Genomic DNA, 23,065 nt, shown 5'->3' with positions numbered 1-23,065 from the left:
GTAATATCTGACGTAGAAGGTTGACGTACGGTCAACAATTCTGCTAACAATGGTCCGTATGATTTAATCATTCGGGCCATTTATTTTAGGGACATAAGAATATGAGCTACCAAGAAAAAAATACAATGCCATCGATTATGGACGCACTAGTTCTTATGGTGGTTGAACAGACTTCCCGTGGTGAACGTTCTTACGATATTTATTCTCGTCTATTAAAAGAACGTATCATTTTCTTAACAGGTCAAGTGGAAGACCACATGGCAAATCTTGTCGTGGCTCAACTGCTTTTCTTGGAATCAGAAAACCCAGACAAAGATATCTATCTTTACATCAACTCACCTGGCGGTAGCGTAACAGCAGGCATGTCTATCTACGACACAATGCAGTTCATCAAGCCAAACGTGAGCACAGTATGTATGGGTCAAGCTTGCTCTATGGGTGCATTCTTACTAGCGGGTGGTACTCCTGGTAAGCGTCACGTGCTTCCAAACTCACGTGTAATGATTCACCAGCCACTTGGCGGCTTCCAAGGCCAAGCGTCTGATATTCAAATTCACGCGCAAGAGATCCTAACGATCAAACAAAAGCTAAACAAACTATTGGCAGAGCACACTGGTCAGCCTCTAGAAGTTGTTGAGCGCGATACAGATCGTGATAACTTCATGTCTGCTGATCAAGCAGTAGAATACGGCTTGGTGGATTCAGTTCTTAATCACCGCGGTCAATAATTGCAGGGCAATTGTTTAACGCAAAGTGATTCAAATTGATATACACTCAAGCATAGAGAGTTAAGGCTAAGAGGTTAGCGAATGACAGATAAAAGCAAAGAGGGTGGTAGCGGTAAACTGCTTTACTGCTCTTTCTGTGGCAAAAGCCAACACGAAGTTCGCAAGTTAATCGCAGGTCCTTCTGTTTACATTTGTGATGAATGTGTCGATCTTTGTAACGACATTATTCGTGAAGAAATTAAAGATGTTCTTCCTAAGAAAGAATCGGAATCGCTGCCAACGCCGCGTGAGATTCGTGAGCATCTTGACGACTATGTAATCGGTCAAGAATACGCGAAGAAAGTGCTAGCAGTTGCAGTTTATAACCACTACAAGCGTTTACGTAATGGTGATACGACAGCTGAAGGCGTAGAGCTAGGTAAGAGTAACATTCTTCTTATCGGTCCTACTGGTAGTGGTAAAACACTACTGGCTGAAACATTGGCTCGTTTCCTAGACGTTCCTTTCACAATGGCAGACGCAACAACACTAACCGAAGCGGGTTACGTGGGCGAAGATGTTGAAAACATCATCCAGAAGTTGCTTCAGAAATGTGATTACGACGTAGCGAAAGCGGAACGCGGCATTGTTTACATCGATGAAATCGACAAGATTTCTCGTAAAGCTGAAAACCCATCAATCACGCGTGACGTGTCTGGTGAAGGTGTACAGCAAGCTCTACTAAAACTTGTTGAAGGTACAGTAGCTTCAGTTCCACCTCAAGGTGGTCGTAAGCATCCACAGCAAGAGTTCTTGCAAGTGGACACGTCTAAGATCTTATTTATCTGTGGTGGTGCGTTTGCAGGCCTAGATAAAGTGATTGAACAGCGTGTAGAAACAGGTTCAGGTATCGGCTTTGGCGCAGAAGTGCGTTCAAAAGATGAAACCAAAACTATCGGTGAATTGTTCACTCAAGTAGAACCTGAAGATCTAGTGAAGTATGGTCTGATTCCAGAATTCATTGGTCGTCTACCTGTGACAACAACACTGACAGAGCTTGATGAAGAAGCGCTAATCCAAATCCTATGTGAGCCAAAGAATGCACTTACAAAACAGTACGCAGCATTATTTGAGCTTGAGGATACAGAGTTAGAATTCCGTGAAGATGCTTTACGTGCCATTGCTAAGAAAGCAATGAACCGTAAAACAGGTGCTCGTGGTCTACGTTCTATCTTGGAGGGTGTTCTACTAGAAACTATGTACGAACTGCCATCTTCAACTGATGTAAGCAAGGTTGTGATTGATGAGTCGGTAATTAATGGTGAGTCAGAACCACTATTAATTTACAGCAACTCAGATAACCAAGCAGCTGTTGCAGAGTAGGTCTTTTTTAGACAAGTCACTCAAATTGAAAAAGGAGGTAAGCAATTACCTCCTTTTTTTTATTCTTCCATTGAATCCAGTCGTTTAAGCCCCATATACTGCTTTATAAGTTAAAGCGGAAGAGAGAAATATATGAACTTGGAACGTTCCGAGCGTATCGAAATCCCCGTGCTACCTCTACGTGATGTAGTGGTTTACCCACACATGGTTATTCCATTGTTTGTTGGTCGTGAAAAATCGATTACTTGCCTTGAATCGGCAATGGAAGCTAACAAACAAGTACTACTTGTAGCGCAGAAAGAAGCGGACACTGATGAGCCTTCAATTGACGACCTATTTAAAGTAGGAACTGTCGCTACCATTCTTCAGTTACTAAAGCTCCCTGATGGTACTGTTAAAGTGCTTGTCGAAGGTCAGCAGCGTGCAAAAATTCACCAATTCAAAGAAAGTGAGTTTTTCTTAGCGGACGCAGAATACGTTGTAACCTCAGAACTTGACGAAAAAGAACAAGAAGTGGTTGTTCGCAGCGCGATCAATCAATTCGAAGGCTTTATTAAGCTGAACAAAAAGATTCCACCAGAAGTTCTAACATCTCTGAACGGTATTGATGAGGCAGCTCGCCTTGCTGATACGATTGCTGCACACATGCCACTTAAACTGGTAGACAAGCAGCACGTTCTAGAAATCTTAGATGTGACTGAACGTCTGGAATTCTTGATGGGCCAAATGGAGTCAGAAATTGACATCTTGCAAGTTGAAAAACGCATTCGTGGCCGCGTTAAGAAGCAAATGGAAAAATCTCAGCGTGAGTACTACCTGAATGAGCAAATGAAAGCGATTCAGAAAGAACTTGGCGAGATGGACGACGCTCCTGATGAATTCGAGACTCTGAAGAAGAAGATCGAAGACTCTAAGATGCCTCAAGAAGCTCGTGAAAAAACCGAGCAAGAACTGCAAAAACTGAAAATGATGTCGCCAATGTCTGCTGAAGCAACAGTAGTACGTAGCTACATTGATTGGATGGTGGGCGTTCCTTGGGCTAAGCGTTCAAAAGTGAAAAAGAATCTAGCGAAAGCGGAAGAGATCTTAAACGAAGACCACTACGGCTTAGAGCGTGTTAAAGAACGTATTCTTGAATACTTGGCAGTACAAAACCGTATCAACAAGCTAAAAGGCCCAATCCTTTGTCTTGTTGGTCCTCCTGGTGTAGGTAAAACCTCGCTAGGTCGTTCGATTGCTGCGGCAACGGGTCGTAAGTACACGCGTATGGCACTTGGTGGCGTTCGTGATGAAGCTGAGATTCGTGGTCACCGTCGTACGTACATCGGTTCACTTCCGGGTAAACTGATCCAGAAGATGTCTAAAGTTGGTGTTAAGAACCCACTGTTCCTATTAGATGAGATCGATAAGATGTCTTCTGATATGCGTGGCGACCCATCTTCAGCACTTCTAGAAGTTCTAGATCCAGAACAAAACAACGCATTTAACGATCACTACCTAGAAGTAGATTACGATCTGTCAGATGTTATGTTCGTGGCAACATCGAACTCGATGGACATTCCTGGGCCTCTACTGGACCGTATGGAAGTGATTCGTCTATCTGGTTACACAGAAGATGAGAAGCTGAACATTGCTAAGAGCCATTTACTGGACAAGCAAGTTCAACGCAACGGTCTTAAGCCTCATGAAATTGAGATTGAAGACTCTGCAATCATCGGCATCATTCGTTACTACACGCGTGAAGCGGGTGTACGTAGCCTAGAGCGTGAAATCTCAAAAATCTGTCGTAAAGCAGTGAAGAACATCTTGCTAGACAGCGATCTTAAGTCTGTAACGGTTAACATTGATAACCTGAAAGAGTACTTAGGTGTTCAACGCCACGACTTCGGTAAAGCGGATGAAAGCAACCGTATCGGTCAAGTAACAGGCCTAGCGTGGACTCAAGTGGGTGGTGATCTACTGACTATCGAGACCGAAGCAATGCCGGGCAAAGGTAAGCTAACGCAAACTGGCTCACTTGGCGACGTGATGAAAGAGTCGATTCAAGCGGCAATGACAGTGGTTCGTTCTCGTGCTGAAAAACTGGGTATCAACTCAGATTTTTACGAAAAACGTGACATTCACGTTCACGTACCAGAAGGTGCTACACCGAAAGATGGCCCGAGTGCGGGTATCGCAATGTGTACTGCACTTGTCTCTAGCTTGACGGGTAACCCGGTTAAAGCAGAGGTCGGTATGACAGGTGAAATTACCCTTCGTGGTGAAGTTTTACCTATCGGTGGCTTGAAAGAAAAACTGCTTGCTGCACACCGTGGCGGCATCAAAACTGTACTGATCCCTAAAGACAATGAGCGTGATTTGGAAGAGATTCCAGACAACGTAATCGCTGACTTGAAGGTGATCCCGGTTCAGTGGATTGATGAAGTACTCAAAGTCGCGCTAGAACGAGATCCGTCAGGGGTCGAGTTTGACGTGAAAAAATAGTGATGCATAGCAAAAATAAATAAAGAATTACGCTGATAGGCCCGAAAAGGCTTGTCAGCGTTTTTTTTGGACGCTAAGTTATTGATCAAAGCGGCAGCCCTTTTGCAATAAGGCTTGCGGCTAAATTAAAACCAAAATGGAACGTACAGTCATCAGAAGTAGTCACAGATGACACATAGGGGAAAAACAGTGAATAAAACACAACTAGTAGAATCAATCGCAGAAAACGCAGACATCTCTAAAGCTTCAGCTGGCCGCGCTCTAGACGCATTCATCGAAGCAGTTGGCACAACGCTACAATCTGGTGACCAAGTTGCACTTGTTGGCTTTGGTACTTTCAGTGTTCGTACTCGTGCTGCTCGTACAGGTCGTAACCCAAAAACTGGTGAAGAGATCCAAATCGCAGAAGCTAAAGTACCTGGCTTCAAAGCGGGTAAAGCACTTAAAGACGCATGTAACTAATTTTCACTGCTGAAACCTCCATTTAAGAGGGGAAGGCAGTAAAATGCGTTTACTGTTTGAAAAATGATGTTTCATTCTTAAACAGTATGTGTACAAAGCACATTGAACTTATTTAAATTATGCGCATCCTACTGATGCGCATTTCTTTTTCTGATAATATCGCGTGAATAGATTTTTATTTTGAAGCCAATGCTTCATATCCGGAGAGCACTTAAATTATGATGGATCGATTACGCGAAGGCGTGAATAGCATCGCGGTAAAAATTATCCTTGGGTTGATTATCCTGTCATTCGTATTCGCAGGTGTAGGCAGCTACATCACCGGTGGCGGTAACAACGCAGCAGCTAAAGTTGGCAACACAGAAATTGCTCGTGGTGAGTTCGAACAGGCTTACCAAAACGAACGTAATCGTATGCAGTCTCAACTTGGCGATTACTTCGCGCAAATGCTTGCAGACCCTGCTTACGTAGAGTCTTTCCGTAAATCAGTACTTGATCGCATGATCAATGACGTACTGCTTGAGCAGCAAGCTGAGTCTCTAGGCCTACGAATCAGTGATTCTCAAATCCGCACCATGATTCTAGAAATGCCTCAGTTCCAAACGGCGGGTCAATTCGACCAAGAAGTTTACCAATCGGCACTACGTCGTGCAGGTTTCAGCGCAGAGAGCTTCGCTGAATACATGCGTCGTGACCTTATGCGCAACCAGCTTGTGACTGCACTTCAAGGCAGTGAATTCGTTCTTCAGGGCGAAATCGATACTCAGAGCAAGCTTATCGCACAAACTCGTGACATTCGCACAGTGACACTGTCTGTTGCTGACCTTGCAAAAGGCATCGAGTTAACTGACGAGCAAATCGAACAGTACTACCAAGAGAACCCAGCAGCTTACACTCGTCCAGAGCAAGCTAAGGTATCTTACATTGAACTTTCTGCTGAAGCGCTTAAGTCTCAGCTTGAAGTAAGCGATGAAGAAGCACAGAAATATTACCAAGAGCACCTAGACAAGTACTCAACGGAAGAGCAACGTAAAGTTAGTCACATCCTAGTTCAAGGCGATGACGAAGCGAAAGCTCAGTCAATCCTAGACGAGCTAAATGCAGGCGCTGATTTTGCTACGCTAGCGGAAGAGAAATCTGACGACTTCGGTAGTGCAGATGTTGGTGGTGATTTAGGTTGGATTGAACGCGACGTTATGGACCCAGCATTCGAAGATGCGGCTTTCGCTCTTGAGAATATTGGTGATACGACTGGCCTAGTTAAATCTGATTTCGGCTACCACATCATCAAGCTAGACGAACTAAAAGCGTCTCAAGCTCAGCCTTACACTGAAGTAGCGGCAGAGATTAAGACAGAGCTTCTAGACCAACACGCAGTTGATCAGTTCTACGAGCAACAAACTGAGCTAGAAAAAGTAGCGTTTGAATTCCCAGATTCTCTAGATGATTCTGCAGAAGCTATCAACGCGAAGATCACAACGACAGATTTCATCTCTCAAGTTGACGCTCCAGAAGTTCTGATGACGCCTGCGGTTATGCAAGCTATCTTGAGCCCTGAAGTGAAAGAAGACGGTCTAAACTCGGAAGTTATCGAAGTTGCACCTGAGCACGTCATTGTTGTTCGTGTAGAAGAGACTCGTGATGAGACAGTTCTTCCTCTAGCTGAAGTGAAAGATCAAGTTGTCGCTGCACTGTCTGCTGTACAAGCAGAGCAGCAAGCGGTTGAGCTAGGTGTTTCTCTAGTGAACGAACTTGAGCAAGGCAATGAAGCAGTACTAGCGGACAACAACCTTGAGTTCACTGAACTTGAAACGATTGACCGTAACTCGCCATTAGCGGCATCTGTATTCGCTCTAGCGAAACCAGAAGCAGGTCAAGCTGTGTTCGGTCAATCTAAAGACCAAGACGGTAATATCGTTGTTGTTGAGCTTTCTAAAGTAACGGCTGAGATCAACCCAGCCTACAGCACTCAAATTGGTGCACAGTTGGAGCGAGTTGGTAACCAGCAAGACCTGACTAACGTATTAAACGTACTTCGTAAAAACGCAGACGTTGAATACTACGTAGTGGGTCAAGGTCAGTAAGCGTTTGATTACCTCAGTAGCAAGCTCAAGTTAGAGCTTACTACTGAAATCAACACGTGATTGTTAGGCTTTAATTCAGATTTGTGAGCCAACAAACAAGCTGATGAAAATAAGATGTATAACGAAGCGGGTCACTTAGGTGATCCGCTTTATTTTTATCTGGTGATTGTGTTATCTAGCGCGGCAAATGCATAAGTTACGTTTTTTGAACAAAGGAACTATTTATGCGCACGATATATTCAACACTAATTCTTTCATTTCTGATGCTCTTAAGCCCTGCCGTGTTTGCAGACAGCCCAACCAAGGCTGAGCTTTACGAAGGCATTGAGATTACGGTCAACATCAATACCGCGACGGCAGAAGAACTTTCAGCACTATTGGTTGGCGTGGGTGACAAGAAAGCCAAAGAAATCGTCGATTACAGAGATCAGAACGGGGCATTTACTACTGCTGATGATTTGGTGAGTGTCAAAGGGATAGGTGAAGCGACGGTTGAAAAGAACCGCGAAAGAATTCAACTTTGACCCGTTTTTCTACTTGTTAGAAATGAAGCGATAGATATGAAGCCTCCGGCCAATGCACCTGCTAGGTGGGCTTCAATCGCGATACGAGCATTAATCAGTTCACCAGTCGTGCTAGAAGGGCCAATAAGCTGCTCCCAAGCGATTTTAGCGACTAATCCGAATACTAACAGCCAACTAGACTTCCTGCCGTTTAAAGCCTCTCTGAGCGCGAATAAGCCAAACAACCCATGCAAAGTGCCCGATAGGCCAACGTAGATCTGAATACTTGAAAACAACAGAGCGACGCCAGTCACTAAACTGATCACAAGCAAAGCAACAACAAGCTGTTTTTTACTCGGTTGAAACAGGTAGCTGATGATCCACAAGCCTGCTAGATTCATCAGAAGATGCGAGTAGTTGGTATGTGAAAAGTTTCCTGTTAGGATTCGCCACCATTGCCCATCGGCAATCGCATTGCTATCCCAAACGACCCAAGCTTGTATTGGCTCAAATTGGAATAAGACGCATAAAAGTGAAATGAAAATTAAAACAGGGTACACATTAAATCCATGTCTCGTTATTGCCCCCAATGCAGCAAGGCTTTGAAAGCTTGTATTTGTCAGTGGGTTACACCACTCGAATCGAATGTTGAGCTTATCATTCTTCAGCACCCATCAGAAGAGCATCGTCCGATGGGAACAGCGCGTATTCTCTCGTTATCTCTTAATAACAGCGTGACGTTTGTTGGCGAAGACTTTTCAGACAACGAACAACTCAACGCATTGTTGTGCGATGAACAGTATCAACATGTGATTTTATACCCAAGCGAAAACTCTGTTTCAGTTGAGTCGGCGACATCTCCCAATAAGAAGCTGCGTGTGATTTTATTGGATGGCACGTGGAAGAAAGCATTCAAGATGTGGCAAGTATCGAGTAACTTGCATGCGTTGAACACGGTTCATTTACCGAAAGATCTCAAGGGTAATTACCGAATTCGCAAAGCACCCAGTGAAAATAGCCTTTCAACCGTTGAAGCTGGCTATCATTTACTTAGCTTGTTAGAGCGTGATGGCGACTTTAGCCCTTTGCTAACGGCATTTGACCAAATGATTCAGTTTCAAATCAATCAAATGCCGCCGGGCGTGTTTGAGAAAAACTACTTAGATTAAGCCGTTTTAGTAAAGTGAGTCAGGAATTAAAACTCGGTATGAGCTGAGAACAATTGCTGATGCATTTTCTGCGCAAGATCATCAGTCATCGATGAAATGTAATCGGCTATCACGCGCATTTTTCGAGACTCATCTTGATGTTGTAGCCATTGCTTCTTGATGGGCAGTGGCAGCAAGCGTTCAGGATCTGCGCTGAATGCTTCAAACATATCCATGATGATCTGTTGACCTTTGTATTCGATGACCTGAACCTGTGGCACTTGAATAACGAACTCGCTGACAAAGTGTTTCAGCTTATCGAGTGTGCCGTCCATGCTCGGCTCGAGCACCGCATTGTAAGCCAACAGTACATTCTCAAAGTTAGCCTCCACTCGCTTAATCGAGATACTGGTCAACAGTGCGTTGACTATCCCACCAATCGCATCCTTTCGACGATACTGTTCACCAGAGAAAAGCATCTCTGTAATTGAATCTAGGTGTTCACAAATCCATGGGTCGGCCATCTCTTTCAGTTGAGGGTAAGCCGATTCGACCCACTGAGCTTTGGTCACAGAGCCAAGCACAATCGCATCTTCTAAATCGTGCACGCCATACGCGATGTCGTCAGCAAGTTCCATGATCGAACAATCCAGTGACTTATATTTGGTCTTGTTGTGCTCAAGTGGCTCGGTATGCGTTTTTCTTTTCTGTTTTAGGAGCTGTTGGTCGCTGCTTGAAAGCGGTTCAAGCACCCAGTTAAACAACTCTTCATCATGATCGTAGATGCCTTTTGCTGGCATCCAATCTTTAGCTCGGAGTTGTCGTTGATGCTTAACGGGTTCAGACTGCAATTTAGCTTGAACCTCACTCAGCAGAGAAGGGTACTTAATTAGACCTAACAAAGTGCGTCGAGATAGGTTCATCCCGTGATGTTCAGTGTAAGGTTCTAGCTGTGTGACTATGCGAAACGTTTGAGCGTTGCCCTCAAAGCCGCCGTGGTCGCGCATCATGTAGTTGAGTGCGACTTCGCCGCCATGTCCATAGGGTGGATGACCGATGTCGTGAGCCAAACACAGTGAATCAATCAAACTGTCTGAGGGTAATAGGTCTCGAAATTCGGGCTGCTTTTTCTTCAGTTGAGCGACGATACCGGTGCCAAGCTGAGCGGCCTCAAGAGAGTGGGTAAGGCGCGTTCGGTGAAAGTCGTTGACCGTGGTGCCATGGATCTGGGTTTTCGCTTGTAAGCGACGGAAAGCAGCAGAGTGAAGCACGCGCGCACGGTCACGCTGATACGGGCTGCGGTGGTCATCCCGTCTTATTTTATGTTCATCGTCATTTCGATGCTGCCATTCTTGTTCGAGTACAAAGGGTGGTTCGAGTTGAGAATTCAAAATAGCACCTATCAAATTGATTTTATTTAGCTAATTAAAAACAACTTATACCCAGCTAGCTTATCTCGTCTAGTGATAATTCAAAGCTCGGTGCGAATGTGGTGAGAAAGTAGTCCATTTCTGGGCTTTTGCGTTGTTCGAGTGTCTCTTCCAATCGGCGCTTGGCTTGCTCGTATTCATGATTGCCCGCACTGAGCTCTTCCAAGCATTTCAGGTACGCACAGATAGTATCTGCCTGCTTGACGATGCTTTGCTCTTCTTTACTCGCAGTACCAGATATTAAGAAGGGGGCGAAGTCGTCTCTGAACTCTTCTGGCAACATCGAAAGCAGTCTTTGTTCTGCCGCGGCTTCTATCTTCTTATACTCTTGTGCAATATCCGGGTTGTAGTATTTAACTGGCGTTGGCAAATCACCCGTCAGTACCTCACTGGTGTCGTGGTACATGCCAAGCAGAGCAATGTGCTCGGGGTTAAGCTGACCATCAAACTTCTTGTTTTTGATCAGTGCCAAGGCGTGTGCCACGAAAGCAACCTGTAGGCTATGTTCTGAAATGTTCTCGCTTGATACCGAACGCATCAGGGGCCAGCGTTGAATTAGCTTCATGCGTGCGAGATGGGCAAAGAAATGGCTCTGTTTCATAAATGTCCTTATAGTACCAATCGTAGTAAATAACTGGTCATCCTAGCTTGTTAAAAAACTCGATAACTATGTTAGAATTTTTGATTGTAGAATAACTACTTATCGAAGCTGCTTGTCGAAAATAGCTGCCTTGTTCTCAAGCTTTTTCCCTACGCTATTTCTGAACACTTACTTACTGTGATTGGTATAAACAATACTCCACTCGTATCTTGTGTTTGCACAGGGATACGAGACAGCGGATACAAAAAAGGCTCCTAAACAGGAGCCTTTTAAGCATAGAAGTGAATGAATACAAGTTAAAGTCTTTTAAAACAGCAAATTGTAGCCATCTTTCTTTGTGCTCATTAACCTTCGATGAGGTCGTCTTGGCTGTAAGTCTGTAAGAAGCGCTCTAAACGACCAATTGCGATTTCTAGATCTTCGATGTGCGGCAGAGTCACGATACGGAAGTGATCCGGTTTCGGCCAATTGAAGCCCGTACCTTGAACCAATAGCACCTTCTCTTGCTTAAGGAAGTCGAGTACAAACTTCTGATCGTCTTTGATGTTGTACATGTTGGTGTCGATTTTAGGGAACAGGTACATTGCACCTTTCGGTTTCACACAAGAAACGCCAGGGATCTTGTTGATCAGTTCCCATGCACGGTCACGCTGTTCAAGCAGTCGACCGCCTGGAAGAATCAGCTCATTGATACTCTGATAGCCACCGAGTGCGGTTTGGATAGCGTGTTGCATCGGAACGTTGGCACACAAACGCATTGAGGCCAGCATTTCTAGCCCTTCTACATAGCCTTTCGCTAGGTGTTTAGGGCCTGTTAAGAACATCCAACCACCACGGAAACCACATACACGGTAAGCTTTAGATAGGCCGTTGAACGTGACCATTAATACGTCTTCAGCAAGCGTTGCCACTGAAGTGTGTACCGCACCGTCGTAAAGTACTTTGTCGTAGATTTCATCGGCGAAGATGATCAAACCGTGCTCACGAGCAATCTCAACCACTTGTAATAGGAAATCACGGCTGTATACCGCGCCTGTTGGGTTGTTCGGGTTGATAAGAACGATGCCGCGCGTCTTTGGTGAGATCTTCGCGCGCATGTCGTCTAAATCTGGATACCAATCAGCATCTTCATCACACATGTAGTGAACCGGTGTACCACCAGAAAGCGCAACAGACGCTGTCCATAGTGGGTAATCCGGAGCGGGAACTAAGATTTCATCACCATTATCCAGTAGCGCTTGCATAGACATAACGATAAGCTCTGATGCGCCGTTACCAATGTAAACGTCTTCTACATCAAGGTTACGTAGGCCTTTTTTCTGGTAGTGCTGAACAACCGCTTTGCGGGCTGAATAGATGCCTTTTGAGTCGCAGTAACCTTGAGATGTCGGTAGGTTACGGATTACGTCAACAAGGATTTCATCAGGGGCGTCAAAACCAAATGGGGCGGGGTTACCAATATTAAGCTTCAGTATTTTATGCCCTTCTTCTTCCATGCGCTTAGCATGTTTGAGTACAGGCCCCCTGATTTCGTAGCATACGCTGTTGAGTTTTGACGACATCCCGATATTTTGCATTGCCGATTTCCTGAAATTAATTTAAATACTTTATTAAAGTACCGCAAAATGGCGTTTGATAGAATAAAAATCTGATGAATGTCGCATTTCAGTATCACGTTTAGCCTTTTTGTTGTCACTCTTTTCTAAATTTTAATTAATCGCTTTCTTGGTTATTGGCTAAGATGAATAAAGGGGCGGGATCGCTTAAAATCACAGGAATGTTGAAAAGATATAGTACATTCTTGATCTAAGTGGGTACTGCCCATAAAGTATCAAACTAATATAATAATAATTTAGATGTGAACGAGGTCGATTTGTCACATTTCCAGCAAACTATCTCCGCTTTGATTGAGCGAGTACAAAATGCCCAAGCAAGCGAAGTTCGTTGTGTTGAAGTTCTAACGCAAAAACCATCGTTTGCATTTATAGAATGGCTTCATGCTCAACCGCTCTTTCCTAAGTTCTACTGGCAGTCACGCGACACTCGTGAAGAGGTTGTTGCGCTCGGACAGTTACATACGTTTTCAGATCCTGCACCCGCGTACGCTATTCTTGGTGAAGACCAACGAATCTGGGGTGGACGCTCGTTTGATGGGCACACCGCAAAGAACCGTCGCTGCATGGAGTCGTTTTTCTTCCTTCCTCAGGTTGAATTGATCCGCTTTGACAATACTTGGTCGCTGGCGGTTAATTTGTCCCCTGATCGCGTTTCTTCTATTAATGCTTTGAATAAGCTTTCTGTAGAAGCCGCGATATTGGCGCCTTTGTCTGCCCATATTGAACAGATCAATCACGTTCCAGAAAGAGAGCAGTGGGGCAACCTTGTCGATAAAGTGCTGCAAGGCATTAGCGATGAAGAGTACAAAAAAGTCGTTTTAGCACGTAAAACCACACTGCAACTCGATGCGCCTATCTGCGCAGCTCAATTACTTAAAGCCAGCTATCTGCAAAATCACCACAGTTTCCACTTTATGTTGGTGCTGGATTCTAAACACAGTTTCATTGGCTCGACACCAGAGCGCTTATATAGCCGACATGGTATGGAGCTTGATACCGAGGCGCTTGCTGGAACCATTGGTCGCGGAGAGAACGCTACTGAGGATATGGAACTGGCCAACTGGCTTTCTCAAGACAGCAAAAACCTCAATGAGAACCAGTATGTGGTCGACGACATCATTGAGCGTCTCACTCCTCATTCTCAAACGGTCCATGTTGAAAAGGATGCGCGTCTAGTGCGCTTGCGTAAGGTGCAGCATTTGAAGCGCAATATCCATGCTCAGCTCAACAATGGCGTTAATGGTGTGCAGTTGCTTGCTGCCTTACAGCCAACTGCTGCGGTGGCGGGTTTACCTCGTAAAGAGGCGATGGATTTCATTCTTGAACACGAACCGTTTGCACGAGGTTGGTATGCAGGCTCTGTAGGCTATATCAGTCATCAGCGAGCGGAATTCTGCGTGGCGATTCGAAGCGCCTTGATTGTAAACGATCAAGTACAACTGTTTGCTGGCGCGGGGATCGTGCCGGGATCGGTTGCCGAACATGAATGGCAAGAGCTGAACAAGAAGATGTCTACTCTGCTTAGCTTAATTTCAGATCACCCTCCATTGGGTGTCGCGTCATGAATCACGACCAAGCCGTATTAAATAGAGTTTGGTGTCACACGTTACTTGAAGAGCTTGCACGCAATGGCGTTGAACATGTTTGTGTTGCTCCGGGCTCTCGCTCAACGCCGCTAACTCTCGAAGCTGAAGCCAACTCCAAGTTAACCTTACACACGCACTTTGATGAGCGTGGTCTTGGGTTTTTAGCTTTAGGCTTAGCAAAGGCTAGCAACAAACCGGTTGCGGTGATTGTGACATCAGGAACCGCTGTGGCGAATTTGCTTCCTGCGACGGCTGAATCTGGGCTGACCCGAGAGAAGCTGATCTTGCTAACCTCTGATAGGCCCATCGACTTGGTCGACTGTGGTGCCAATCAAGCGATTCAGCAGCATGGTATCTTTTCTTCCCATGTAGAAAGTGCTTTAAACCTGCCAAGCCCAACCACACAGATTTCATTGAATTGGCTTCTAACATCGGTTGATAGCGCGCTTGCGAAACAACGCAATGTTGGCGGTGCGATTCATATCAATTGTCCGTTCCCAGAGCCGCTCTATTCTAAGAGTAGTGCTGAGATGTATGCGGATTATACAAAGAGCGTGGCAGTTTGGAGAGCTTCAACCTGCCTTTACTCGAACACTTATTTGCCCAGTCATTTAATCGCTCAGCCTGTCTCAGCAAGTGATTATGTCGCTCGTAAAGGCGCAGTGATTATTGGTTCTATCGAGAATGAAGCTGCAATTAAAGCCAAGCAGTTTGCGACAGCTTTGGGCTGGCCAGTATTCTGTGACCCTCAATCGGGTGTCAGTAGTGACTGGAAACACTATGATTTATGGATGCAAAGTGACGCAGCCAAAGCACAGCTTAGTCAGTGTGATTTTATTATCCAGTTTGGTGAGCGCATCGTATCTAAGCGTCTTAACCAATGGGTAAAAGAACAAGCTGCCACATTTTGTTTATCGCAGTACATCGTTGTTTCACCAGATGCACATCGTATTAATCAAGATCATCTGCCTCAAACTCATATTGTCGCTGATATCGAACATTGGTTATCAGAGCAACATCTACCAACGCTGTTGGGAGAACATGCTGGCTGGGCGGCATCTTTGGCGGAAGTCGCGAATACGGTTCAGCAGTTAGCGTTGGCGCAAATCTCTAATAACGACCAACTGACAGAGTTGAGCGTTGCCGTTGACTTGTCGTCTAGACTTAAGGGCAGAGAGCTTTTTGTGGGAAATAGCTTGATGGTAAGGCTGGTGGATATGCTGTCATCAATCTCTGCGACTCAAGTCTACAGCAACCGCGGTGCATCGGGCATTGATGGCTTGGTGGCGACGGCTGCGGGTGTAGTGAAAGCCAACCAGAACCCCTTATTGATGTTGATTGGCGATACTTCTTTGCTTTACGATCTCAACTCACTGGCTCTGCTGACTCATAATTTAACGCCGATGGTTATTGTTGTGACCAACAATGATGGTGGTGCGATCTTTGATTTATTGCCGGTGCCAGAGCAGCAGAAACAGTCACTTTATCAAATGCCTCATGGTTTCAGTTTTGAACACGCTGCTGCGCAATTCCAGTTGGGATACGCTGCGCCAGAAACCTTGAATTGCTATCAAACCATTATCGAACAACATTTCGAACAGGGTCAGGGTACCTTGCTCGTGGAAGTTAAGACGCCTCCCGAACAAGCGTCTACTTTGCTGAAACAATTCAGTTCAATGCTCACCGAGGCATTAGCCTAAGGACTTTACATGCTTTACTCCGATTATTACCCAGCTGTACAAGATTCTTCTGACAAACCTTTGCTTGTTTTCTTACATGGTTTACTCGGAAGCGGGGATGATTGGAGTGCATGCCACCCCTTCCTCGAAGACTTTCCTCGTCTTTGCATAGATTTGCCCGGACACGGACAAAGCCGGTTTATCGACCCTGTAGGCTTTGATCATTGCTGTACCAAGATAGTTCAGTGCATCACATCTCAGCTGGCTCTCAACGATCTTCCTGTCGATTATCCTATCGTGGTGATTGGGTATTCTATGGGGGGAAGGCTTGCCATGTATGGGGTAACAAGCCCTTGCTTCGAAACTCTTAACTTAGAGAAAGTCATCATTGAAGGTGGCAACTTTGGCTTGGAATGTGATGAAGAAAGAGCACAAAGGTTAGTACACGATACGCAATGGGCTGTTCGCTTTGCACAGCAGTCGATTGAAGATGTTTTAGACGATTGGTATCAACAAAGCGTCTTTTCTTCACTAAATCATGAGCAAAGACAAACTTTGGTCATAAAGCGTAGTGGTAACCTTGGAGTATCCGTAGCAAATATGTTGTTATCTACTTCGTTAGCTAAGCAACCGGATTTACGTGCCACATTGAAATCTCATGAGCATTTATTGCATTATGTATGTGGAGAAAAAGATCGTAAATTCATGGAGCTAGCTGAGAATAGTGGCTTTGAATATAGTCAGGTGGATTACGCGGGTCATAATGTTCATTTTGAGCAACCAGAGATGTTTTCAAATCTGATCATCCAATGTATCGCCAGTCGTTGATGAACTGACTGAGCGAACCTCTCGTATCAAGCGCTATAGAAAGCAGAGCAACACCGTCGCGACTCTACGCTAGTCGCGCTCTCTAATAGAACAATGGGAATCATCATGGCTAAAACAGTAGGCATCACAGAAGAAGAACTTTACGCAGCCGTTAACTGGCGCGATGAAAGCAGTCAATATGAAGATATTCAATACCACAAGTCTGATGACGGTATTGCGAAAATCACGATTGCTCGCCCTCAAGTGCACAATGCGTTCCGTCCACAAACCGTAAAAGAGATGATCAATGCACTGGCTGATGCTCGTTATGACGAGAAAGTTGGCGTAATCATTTTGACTGGTCTTGGTGAGAAGGCGTTCTGTTCTGGTGGTGACCAAAGTATCCGTGGTGACTACGGCGGTTACCAAGATGACTCAGGTACGCACCACTTGAATGTACTTGATTTCCAACGTCAAATTCGTACTTGTCCAAAACCAGTTATCGCAGCGGTATCGGGTTGGGCAGTCGGTGGCGGTCATGTACTTCACATGATGGCAGACCTTACTATTGCAGCTGAAAACGCGCAGTTCGGTCAGACGGGTCCTAAAGTGGGTTCTTTCGATGGCGGTTGGGGTGCTTCTTACATGGCTCGTATCGTTGGTCAAAAGAAAGCACGTGAAATCTGGTTCTTGTGCCGCTTCTACGATGCACAAGAAGCACTGGACATGGGCCTTGTAAACACCGTTGTTCCTGTTGCTGACCTAGAAAAAGAGACAGTTCGTTGGTGTCGTGAAGTGCTTCAACACAGCCCAATGGCACTGCGTTGCTTGAAAGCGGCACTGAACGCTGACTGTGATGGTCAAGCAGGCTTACAAGAGTTGGCTGGTAACGCAACCATGATGTTCTACATGACAGAGGAAGGCCAAGAAGGCCGCAACGCATTCAACGAGAAACGTCGACCGGACTTCGACAAGTTCCCGCGTAATCCATAGTCTTTCTCCTCTTCAAAATGAGTCGCTAATAGCGGCTCGTTTTGTTTTGATGTTCCCCGTTTTTTAGGAAACTTTATGAACTCAGTGAATTCTCAGCGTCACGCTAAACTTTACCGTTATCAATTACCTATGGATAGTGGTGTGGTTCTTCGTGACAATAAGTTGAACGAACGTGTTGGCTATATCATCCAACTTGAGTGTGATGGTAAAACTGGTTTTGGCGAAGTTGCGCCTTTGCCCGGTTTTAGCCAAGAAGATGCCGAACAAGCTGGCATTCAGCTTCAACACGAATTAGAGCTTTGGAGCCACAATAAGCCTCAAACGCCTTTCGACGAGCTGTATCCTTCTGTCGCGTTTGGCTTTTCAATGGCGATGATGGAATTGCGAGGCGATCTTAACGCTCAAGGTAACTACCAAGCGGCGCCTTTGTGTACAGGCGATCCAGATGAACTGATTCCTGTATTGAATGAGATGGTAGGCGAGAAGGTCGCGAAAGTGAAAGTCGGCCTCTACGAAGCGATTCGCGATGGCATGTTGGTTAGCTTATTCCTTGAGTCGATCCCTGATTTGACTCTAAGACTTGATGCCAACCGTGCGTGGAAGCCAGAGAAAGCGAAGCAATTCATTAAATACATTTCGCCGTCAATGCGCCAGCGTATAAGCTTTATCGAAGAGCCTTGCCAAAAGCCAGAAGACAGTTTGGCCTTTGCCATTGACCATGGTGTGGCGATTGCGTGGGACGAGACACTGCAAGAAGCGGTGCGCAGCCCGGAATTTGATCTTAGCGACCTTACTGGTGTTAAAGCAGTCGTGATCAAGCCAACTCTTATTGGTTCTGTCGAGCGTTGCGTGGCAATCATTGAGCGAGCACAGAAGCTTGGAATGAAACCTGTATTGAGCTCAAGCATTGAGTCGAGCCTAGGTCTGACTCAGATTGCTCGTCTGGCGCAGCAATATTTGCCAAATGAAGTGCCGGGGTTGGATACGATTGGCTTGTTCAAGCAGCAGCTAGAGGTTTCTTGGCCGGGCTGTCAGTTGCCTGTCTCTACGCTTGAAAAGCAACAATTGATTTGGTCTTCTTAGACCGAGCTATTTGAATGGCTATTTAGTTAGCTTAACAAGTTCTTAATCTATTTTTGGTTATCATATGATGCGCCCACAATCTAATCATCCCCCGCTCTGGGTAAAGTGGGCGCAGCAAAACCCACTTCAACCAGCGTTAGTGACCACTCACCGCACTTATACTTGGCAGCAAGTGTTTGTGTTGGTTAGTGAGTACCAACAACAGCTATCTCATCAAGGCCTATCTGAAGGTGATGTACTGACGATTGTTGGTAAGAATCAAGCTGAAGTGATCCCTGTTTATCTTGCCGCACTCAATTTGGGTGTGGTTTGTGCGTTTACGATGCCTCAGCCTAGTTTACGCCTGAAGCAAAAGCTCGATTCCTTATATCAAGCAGATCAACAGAGCTACCTTTGGCTCTTGGGCAATAGCGGAATAGAGCAATCAGAGACTGCCGATTTGAATACTCAGTTGGTGACCTTGCCTTGCCTAAGTGAACTGAAGTTTGATGGTGATGATGAGCAGATAACGACACCTCAAGAATCCAATTTCAATCCGCAAAATCTAGCGAGCATCGTATTCACTTCAGGTTCTACCGGAAACCCAAAAGCGGTCGTTCATACACTTGAGCAGCACCTATGCTCTGCGTCAGGGCTGCTTGAGGTGTTTCGTTATCAACAAGGTGACACGTGGTTACTGAGTTTACCTATGTACCATGTGTCGGGGCTGGCGATAGTTCATCGTTGGTTGGCGGCTGGTGGTTGCATCAAAATAGGCACAGGTCAGCTTGAAACCGATATAGAAGAATGCAGTCATGCTTCATTGGTCGCTACTCAACTACATCGATTGTTAAAGAGTAAGCAAGCACTTACTTTAACGCATGTACTTTTGGGTGGTAGTCATATACCAGAAGCACTTGGGCTCGAAGCTCAACAAATGGGCATCGAAACATGGCTTGGATACGGCATGACTGAAGCGGCTTCAACCGTGACCGCGAAGCTCGTTGATGCCGGCAGCACCGCCGGTTTTGTCCTTAACCATCGCCAGCTAAAAATTGAAGAACAACGTATCTTTATTGGTGGCGAGACGCTCGCGTCCGGGTATTACTATCAAGGTAACTTAACGCCATTAGTTGATAAGAGCGGTTGGTTTGATAGCAAAGATCTTGGTGAGTGGCTTGGCGAACAAGTGTCGATTATTGGCCGTGCCGACAACCAGTTTATTTCTGGTGGTGAGAACATTCATTGCGAAGAAATTGAGCGAGTACTCAATCAATTGTCTGAGGTTAATCAGGCTTTTATTGTTCCCATTGAAGATGATGAGTTCGGATTTCGACCTGCAGCGATTGTCGATTGTGCTGAGTTGCCAACCAAAGAGTGGTTTATCGAGCAGTTAACTGGTCGTCTTGAACGGTTTAAATTTCCTATTGAGTATTATCGAATGCCTCAGCAGGAACAACATGGTATTAAGGTTTCGCGCGCTGGATTGGCGCAGTGGTTACAGCAGACCCGTTCTAAATAGAGCGAAGAGCAATAAAATGAAGCGCAATACACGGTGACTAGTCGTAATTGCGCTTCAGGGGGGTGTGACGGTGGTGAAGCCGTCACAAATTCTAATTATTTATCGTGTCATTCAAGATTTGGCGTTAAGCGAGTGCCTTCTTCATTTGTTCAGCGACTTTATCTACCTTACCTAGACCAATGATAACTTGTAGACCACCTTTCCCAACCGGTACCACACCTGCCGCACCGAGTTTCTTCAGTTTCTCGCTGTCTGCTGCACCTGAGTCTTTCACAGTTAAGCGTAGACGAGTAATACAGTTATCGACTTCTAGAATGTTGTCTGCACCGCCAACCGCTTCAATGTAGCTGTTGGTTAGGTTAGCCAATGCTTCTGGCGTTTCAGTTTCTTTTTCTGCTTCCATCTCTTCACCACGACCTGGAGTACGTAGGTTGAACTTGATGATAGCGAAGCGGAAAATACCGTAGTAAAGCGCGAAGAACACCACACCTTGAACCAGTAGCATGTACCAGTTAACCGCGAGTGGGTTTTGGCTTGATAGTACTAGGTCAACGAAACCAGCAGAGAAGCCGAAGCCTGCCATCCATTCCATGCTTGCTGCAATGTAAAGCGATAGGCCTGTTAATACTGCGTGCAGTAGGAACAACACGGGTGCTAGGAACATGAAGCTGAATTCTAGTGGCTCTGTGATACCCGTGAAGAATGAAGCCATAGCTGCCGCAAGCATGATTGCGAATACTTGGTTTTTGTTTTTCGCATCAGAACAGTGATACATCGCCAATGCTGCTGCTGGTAGGCCAAACATCATGATAGGGAAGAAGCCCGCTTGGTACATGCCAGTTTTACCTGGAATACCCGTACCGTTAGCGATAGATTGCGCGCCGCCTAAGAAGTTTGGAATGTCGTTAATACCAACAACGTCGAACCAGAACACAGGGTAAAGAGCGTGGTGCATACCTACTGATAGGAACAAACGGTTGAAGAAACCAAACAGACCAGCACCCACCGCACCCATGCTTTCTAGTTTAATACCCAGAACGATCAGAGCGTCGTAAACAGCTGGCCAGATGTAAAGTAGAGCAAAAGAGAGAGCCATACCTGCGATTGAGGTCAGGATAGGAACCAAACGCTTACCGCTGAAGAACGCTAGAGCTTGAGGAAGTTCAACCGTTGAGTAGCGGTTGTAGATCTCAGCAGAGATGATACCCACAATGATACCTACGAATTGGTTGCTGATTTTGCCAAATGCCGCAGGCACTTCACTGAGTTCAACATCCATTAACTGAGCAACAGAACCCGGAGCAAGTAGCGTGGTGACGACGAGGAACATCACAAAGCCAGACAGTGCCGCAGAACCATTCTTATCACGGCTCAAACCAAATGCGACACCCACCGCGAATAGAACCGCCATGTTGTCGATGATCGCGCCACCAGATTTGATCAAGAATGCGGCTAAGATACTTTCAGAACCCCAACCAACAGGATCCAACCAATAGCCGATCCCCATAAGGATTGCTGCAGCTGGCAGTGTGGCTACGGGAACCATCAATGCCTTACCTACTTTTTGCATATACCCGAGTATATTCATATGTGCCCCTAAGTTTGTAATTAATTTTTTTAATGTTTCTGCTCGTCAACGTATGGAGTCAAATATTGATCGAGGCAGGATTTTAAGTAACTGCGGTTATTAAAAACTTATTTCTTAATGCAAACAAACGAAACGGGTAGTAGTATGAATTAAAATTTTTAATGCATGAGTTCGTATGGCTAACCATCAATCTTTACTTAGAAATCTTCATACTTTTAATGTTGCTGCAGAGAAAATGAGCTTTACGCTAGCGGCTAGAAAGTTGCATTTGACTCAGGGAGCCGTTAGCCATCGAATCAAAGTGTTAGAAGGTGAACTCGGATTTAACTTGTTTGTGCGAGGGACTCGTAAACTGGAACTAACGGAAGAAGGTCAGCGCTTTCAACGAACGTTATCCAAGTCGTTAAGCTCTATTTTTGGTGAGATCGAAGACATTACCAACACAGACTTGTATGGACAGATCAATATCGGTACCAGTCCTGCATTTGCCAACAGTTGGTTACTGCCGAGGTTGGCTGATTTTAAACAGCGATACCCAAAGTTTAATCTCAATATTTTCTCGCAAGAAGAGCAGGATTTTCATCAAAATCATCTCGATGTCGCTATTTACTATGGTGCTGAAAATCTCAAAGACATGCATCGACAGCGCCTGTTTGGTGAAAAGTATATTCCGGTATGTACACCGAGTTACGCGGCTGAACACGACATCTTTGATGATGGCTTAGAATCGCTGCACCGGATTAATTTCATTCATGCACTAGGGTCAGATGTATGGCAGCGTTGGATTAAACACCACGGCTTAGATGTGAACTTGTTTGAGCAATTTTACTGTGTGAGCCACCGGGATATGGGCGTAAGAAGTGCCCTCAGCAATATCGGTGTCGCGATGGGGCGCTATCATTTTGTTAAGCAGTATGTTCAGACTGGTGAGCTGATAACACCTTATCCGAGCATGGATACAGACCAAGGGTATGACTTAATCTGCCCGCTAGGCACGGAAAAACGCCCTAAGGTAAGAACCTTTATTAAGTGGTTAGAAGGGCAGTTGCGCTAGGTTAGTTAATTTAGCAATTAGATAGTTCAAAACAGAATTTATTATCTTTATAACCATCCATCATAATAAGCCATATAAATAACGGATTATAGAATAAGGTCTTATTATGAAAATTGCCCTCACCATTGCGGTTTTACTGCAGATAGGCCAAGCAATCATCTCGTCAGGGTTGACTCGTTCGTTGGCTGAGCTCACCGCATTTGTGTTGGTTGTGGTACTTGTTTTAATGAAAAGAGAGAGCAAGAAGAGTGATAAGCCCCTGTTTGATTCGTGATTGTTACAACAAAGAATACCCTTACCACAAACGATAAAGGCAAAGCCCATTGGAGCTTTGCCTTTTTGTTTTGTTGCTCGCT

20 protein-coding genes are annotated in these 23,065 nt (G+C 45.3%); 15 read left to right on the top strand and 5 right to left on the bottom strand.

All coding sequences use genetic code 11. The features are described from left to right. Positions 1-101: 101 nt before the first annotated feature. From clpP to A136_RS20780, 6 genes are all read left to right on the top strand, one after another. A complete protein-coding gene (gene clpP, locus A136_RS20805; protein ID WP_017064083.1) occupies positions 102-728 on the top strand; it encodes an ATP-dependent Clp endopeptidase proteolytic subunit ClpP in 627 nt (208 codons plus the stop codon). 81 nt (positions 729-809) lie between these two features. After that, positions 810-2,090 carry an ATP-dependent protease ATP-binding subunit ClpX gene (gene clpX / locus A136_RS20800; RefSeq protein WP_009847283.1) on the top strand — a complete coding sequence of 427 codons (1,281 nt, stop codon included), beginning with the start codon at positions 810-812 and terminating at the stop codon, positions 2,088-2,090. 132 nt (positions 2,091-2,222) lie between these two features. Beyond that, positions 2,223-4,574: an endopeptidase La gene (gene lon / locus A136_RS20795; protein ID WP_017060619.1), complete on the top strand. Its 2,352-nt coding sequence runs from the start codon at positions 2,223-2,225 to the stop codon at positions 4,572-4,574. A gap of 168 nt (positions 4,575-4,742) precedes the next feature. Further along, positions 4,743-5,036, top strand: coding sequence for an HU family DNA-binding protein (locus tag A136_RS20790; protein WP_012604504.1), 294 nt, complete (start codon positions 4,743-4,745; stop codon positions 5,034-5,036). 218 nt (positions 5,037-5,254) lie between these two features. Continuing rightward, positions 5,255-7,120 carry a peptidylprolyl isomerase gene (ppiD, locus tag A136_RS20785; RefSeq protein ID WP_017064082.1) on the top strand — a complete coding sequence of 622 codons (1,866 nt, stop codon included), beginning with the start codon at positions 5,255-5,257 and terminating at the stop codon, positions 7,118-7,120. Positions 7,121-7,344: 224 nt separating this feature from the next. Beyond that, positions 7,345-7,644: a ComEA family DNA-binding protein gene (locus A136_RS20780; RefSeq protein ID WP_017060617.1), complete on the top strand. Its 300-nt coding sequence runs from the start codon at positions 7,345-7,347 to the stop codon at positions 7,642-7,644. Here the strand turns inward: A136_RS20780 and rrtA are convergent. Beyond that, positions 7,635-8,183 carry a rhombosortase gene (gene rrtA / locus A136_RS20775; protein ID WP_017060616.1) on the bottom strand — a complete coding sequence of 183 codons (549 nt, stop codon included), beginning with the start codon at positions 8,181-8,183 and terminating at the stop codon, positions 7,635-7,637. The two genes, A136_RS20780 and rrtA, sit on opposite strands and share 10 nt — an antisense overlap. A 9-nt stretch (positions 8,184-8,192) precedes the next feature. Here rrtA and A136_RS20770 point away from each other — a divergent pair, with 9 nt between their 5' ends. After that, positions 8,193-8,792 carry a tRNA-uridine aminocarboxypropyltransferase gene (locus A136_RS20770; protein ID WP_017060615.1) on the top strand — a complete coding sequence of 200 codons (600 nt, stop codon included), beginning with the start codon at positions 8,193-8,195 and terminating at the stop codon, positions 8,790-8,792. A gap of 26 nt (positions 8,793-8,818) precedes the next feature. On the opposite strand, the gene A136_RS20765 is transcribed toward A136_RS20770, so the two are convergent. The 3 genes from A136_RS20765 to A136_RS20755 all read right to left on the bottom strand — a co-directional run bounded on the left by A136_RS20765 (position 8,819) and on the right by A136_RS20755 (position 12,379). After that, positions 8,819-10,162, bottom strand: a complete 1,344-nt coding sequence (locus A136_RS20765; RefSeq protein ID WP_017060614.1) for an anti-phage deoxyguanosine triphosphatase — start codon at positions 10,160-10,162, stop codon at positions 8,819-8,821. Between the two features lie 55 nt (positions 10,163-10,217). Continuing rightward, the gene (gene yfbR / locus A136_RS20760; RefSeq protein ID WP_017060613.1) at positions 10,218-10,802 is read right to left on the bottom strand and encodes a 5'-deoxynucleotidase; all 585 of its coding nucleotides are present in this window, start codon (positions 10,800-10,802) and stop codon (positions 10,218-10,220) included. Between the two features lie 344 nt (positions 10,803-11,146). Then, positions 11,147-12,379 carry a pyridoxal phosphate-dependent aminotransferase gene (locus tag A136_RS20755; RefSeq protein ID WP_017060166.1) on the bottom strand — a complete coding sequence of 411 codons (1,233 nt, stop codon included), beginning with the start codon at positions 12,377-12,379 and terminating at the stop codon, positions 11,147-11,149. Positions 12,380-12,675: 296 nt separating this feature from the next. Between A136_RS20755 and A136_RS20750 the strand changes: the two genes are divergently transcribed. The 6 genes from A136_RS20750 to menE all read left to right on the top strand — a co-directional run bounded on the left by A136_RS20750 (position 12,676) and on the right by menE (position 20,067). Next, entirely contained in the window at positions 12,676-13,983 is a 1,308-nt protein-coding gene (locus tag A136_RS20750; protein WP_017060167.1) for an isochorismate synthase, read from the top strand. Further along, positions 13,980-15,704 carry a 2-succinyl-5-enolpyruvyl-6-hydroxy-3-cyclohexene-1-carboxylic-acid synthase gene (gene menD, locus A136_RS20745; protein WP_017064080.1) on the top strand — a complete coding sequence of 575 codons (1,725 nt, stop codon included), beginning with the start codon at positions 13,980-13,982 and terminating at the stop codon, positions 15,702-15,704. Before A136_RS20750 ends, menD begins: the two co-directional genes overlap by 4 nt. A 9-nt stretch (positions 15,705-15,713) precedes the next feature. Further along, complete coding sequence (gene menH, locus A136_RS20740; protein WP_029235188.1) at positions 15,714-16,511, top strand: 2-succinyl-6-hydroxy-2,4-cyclohexadiene-1-carboxylate synthase; 798 nt, start codon at positions 15,714-15,716, stop codon at positions 16,509-16,511. 105 nt (positions 16,512-16,616) lie between these two features. After that, positions 16,617-17,483, top strand: coding sequence for a 1,4-dihydroxy-2-naphthoyl-CoA synthase (menB, locus tag A136_RS20735; protein ID WP_017064079.1), 867 nt, complete (start codon positions 16,617-16,619; stop codon positions 17,481-17,483). 75 nt (positions 17,484-17,558) lie between these two features. Continuing rightward, the gene (gene menC, locus A136_RS20730; protein ID WP_017060171.1) at positions 17,559-18,566 is read left to right on the top strand and encodes an o-succinylbenzoate synthase; all 1,008 of its coding nucleotides are present in this window, start codon (positions 17,559-17,561) and stop codon (positions 18,564-18,566) included. 64 nt (positions 18,567-18,630) lie between these two features. After that, positions 18,631-20,067, top strand: coding sequence for an o-succinylbenzoate--CoA ligase (gene menE, locus A136_RS20725; RefSeq protein ID WP_017064078.1), 1,437 nt, complete (start codon positions 18,631-18,633; stop codon positions 20,065-20,067). Positions 20,068-20,191: 124 nt separating this feature from the next. Here the strand turns inward: menE and nagE are convergent, their stop codons facing one another. Further along, entirely contained in the window at positions 20,192-21,637 is a 1,446-nt protein-coding gene (gene nagE / locus A136_RS20720; protein WP_017064077.1) for an N-acetylglucosamine-specific PTS transporter subunit IIBC, read from the bottom strand. A gap of 193 nt (positions 21,638-21,830) precedes the next feature. Here nagE and A136_RS20715 point away from each other — a divergent pair, with 193 nt between their 5' ends. After that, positions 21,831-22,709 carry a LysR substrate-binding domain-containing protein gene (locus A136_RS20715; protein ID WP_017064076.1) on the top strand — a complete coding sequence of 293 codons (879 nt, stop codon included), beginning with the start codon at positions 21,831-21,833 and terminating at the stop codon, positions 22,707-22,709. Positions 22,710-22,815: 106 nt separating this feature from the next. Beyond that, on the top strand, positions 22,816-22,983 hold the full coding sequence (locus A136_RS22900) for a hypothetical protein (RefSeq protein WP_017060175.1): 168 nt from the start codon (positions 22,816-22,818) through the stop codon (positions 22,981-22,983). The last annotated feature ends 82 nt before the right edge of the window (positions 22,984-23,065 follow it).

The sequence above is a fragment of the Vibrio crassostreae 9ZC13 genome (assembly GCF_000272045.2).
In the GTDB taxonomy this organism is placed as follows: domain Bacteria; phylum Pseudomonadota; class Gammaproteobacteria; order Enterobacterales; family Vibrionaceae; genus Vibrio; species Vibrio crassostreae_C.
The sequence above is the reverse complement of the archived record's forward strand: the minus strand, read 5'-3'. Positions and strand labels throughout refer to the sequence as shown.

Coding starts and splice junctions, on each gene's coding strand:
- A136_RS20755 (WP_017060166.1), bottom strand. CDS start 12,379: ATGCAAAATATCGGGATGTCGTCAAAACTCAACAGCGTATGCTACGAA.
- yfbR (WP_017060613.1), bottom strand. CDS start 10,802: ATGAAACAGAGCCATTTCTTTGCCCATCTCGCACGCATGAAGCTAATT.
- A136_RS20770 (WP_017060615.1), top strand. CDS start 8,193: ATGTCTCGTTATTGCCCCCAATGCAGCAAGGCTTTGAAAGCTTGTATT.
- A136_RS20790 (WP_012604504.1), top strand. CDS start 4,743: ATGACACATAGGGGAAAAACAGTGAATAAAACACAACTAGTAGAATCA.
- lon (WP_017060619.1), top strand. CDS start 2,223: ATGAACTTGGAACGTTCCGAGCGTATCGAAATCCCCGTGCTACCTCTA.
- menB (WP_017064079.1), top strand. CDS start 16,617: ATGGCTAAAACAGTAGGCATCACAGAAGAAGAACTTTACGCAGCCGTT.
- menH (WP_029235188.1), top strand. CDS start 15,714: ATGCTTTACTCCGATTATTACCCAGCTGTACAAGATTCTTCTGACAAA.
- A136_RS20715 (WP_017064076.1), top strand. CDS start 21,831: ATGGCTAACCATCAATCTTTACTTAGAAATCTTCATACTTTTAATGTT.
- A136_RS20780 (WP_017060617.1), top strand. CDS start 7,345: ATGCGCACGATATATTCAACACTAATTCTTTCATTTCTGATGCTCTTA.
- menC (WP_017060171.1), top strand. CDS start 17,559: ATGAACTCAGTGAATTCTCAGCGTCACGCTAAACTTTACCGTTATCAA.
- ppiD (WP_017064082.1), top strand. CDS start 5,255: ATGATGGATCGATTACGCGAAGGCGTGAATAGCATCGCGGTAAAAATT.
- menE (WP_017064078.1), top strand. CDS start 18,631: ATGATGCGCCCACAATCTAATCATCCCCCGCTCTGGGTAAAGTGGGCG.
- clpP (WP_017064083.1), top strand. CDS start 102: ATGAGCTACCAAGAAAAAAATACAATGCCATCGATTATGGACGCACTA.
- clpX (WP_009847283.1), top strand. CDS start 810: ATGACAGATAAAAGCAAAGAGGGTGGTAGCGGTAAACTGCTTTACTGC.
- menD (WP_017064080.1), top strand. CDS start 13,980: ATGAATCACGACCAAGCCGTATTAAATAGAGTTTGGTGTCACACGTTA.
- A136_RS22900 (WP_017060175.1), top strand. CDS start 22,816: ATGAAAATTGCCCTCACCATTGCGGTTTTACTGCAGATAGGCCAAGCA.
- nagE (WP_017064077.1), bottom strand. CDS start 21,637: ATGCAAAAAGTAGGTAAGGCATTGATGGTTCCCGTAGCCACACTGCCA.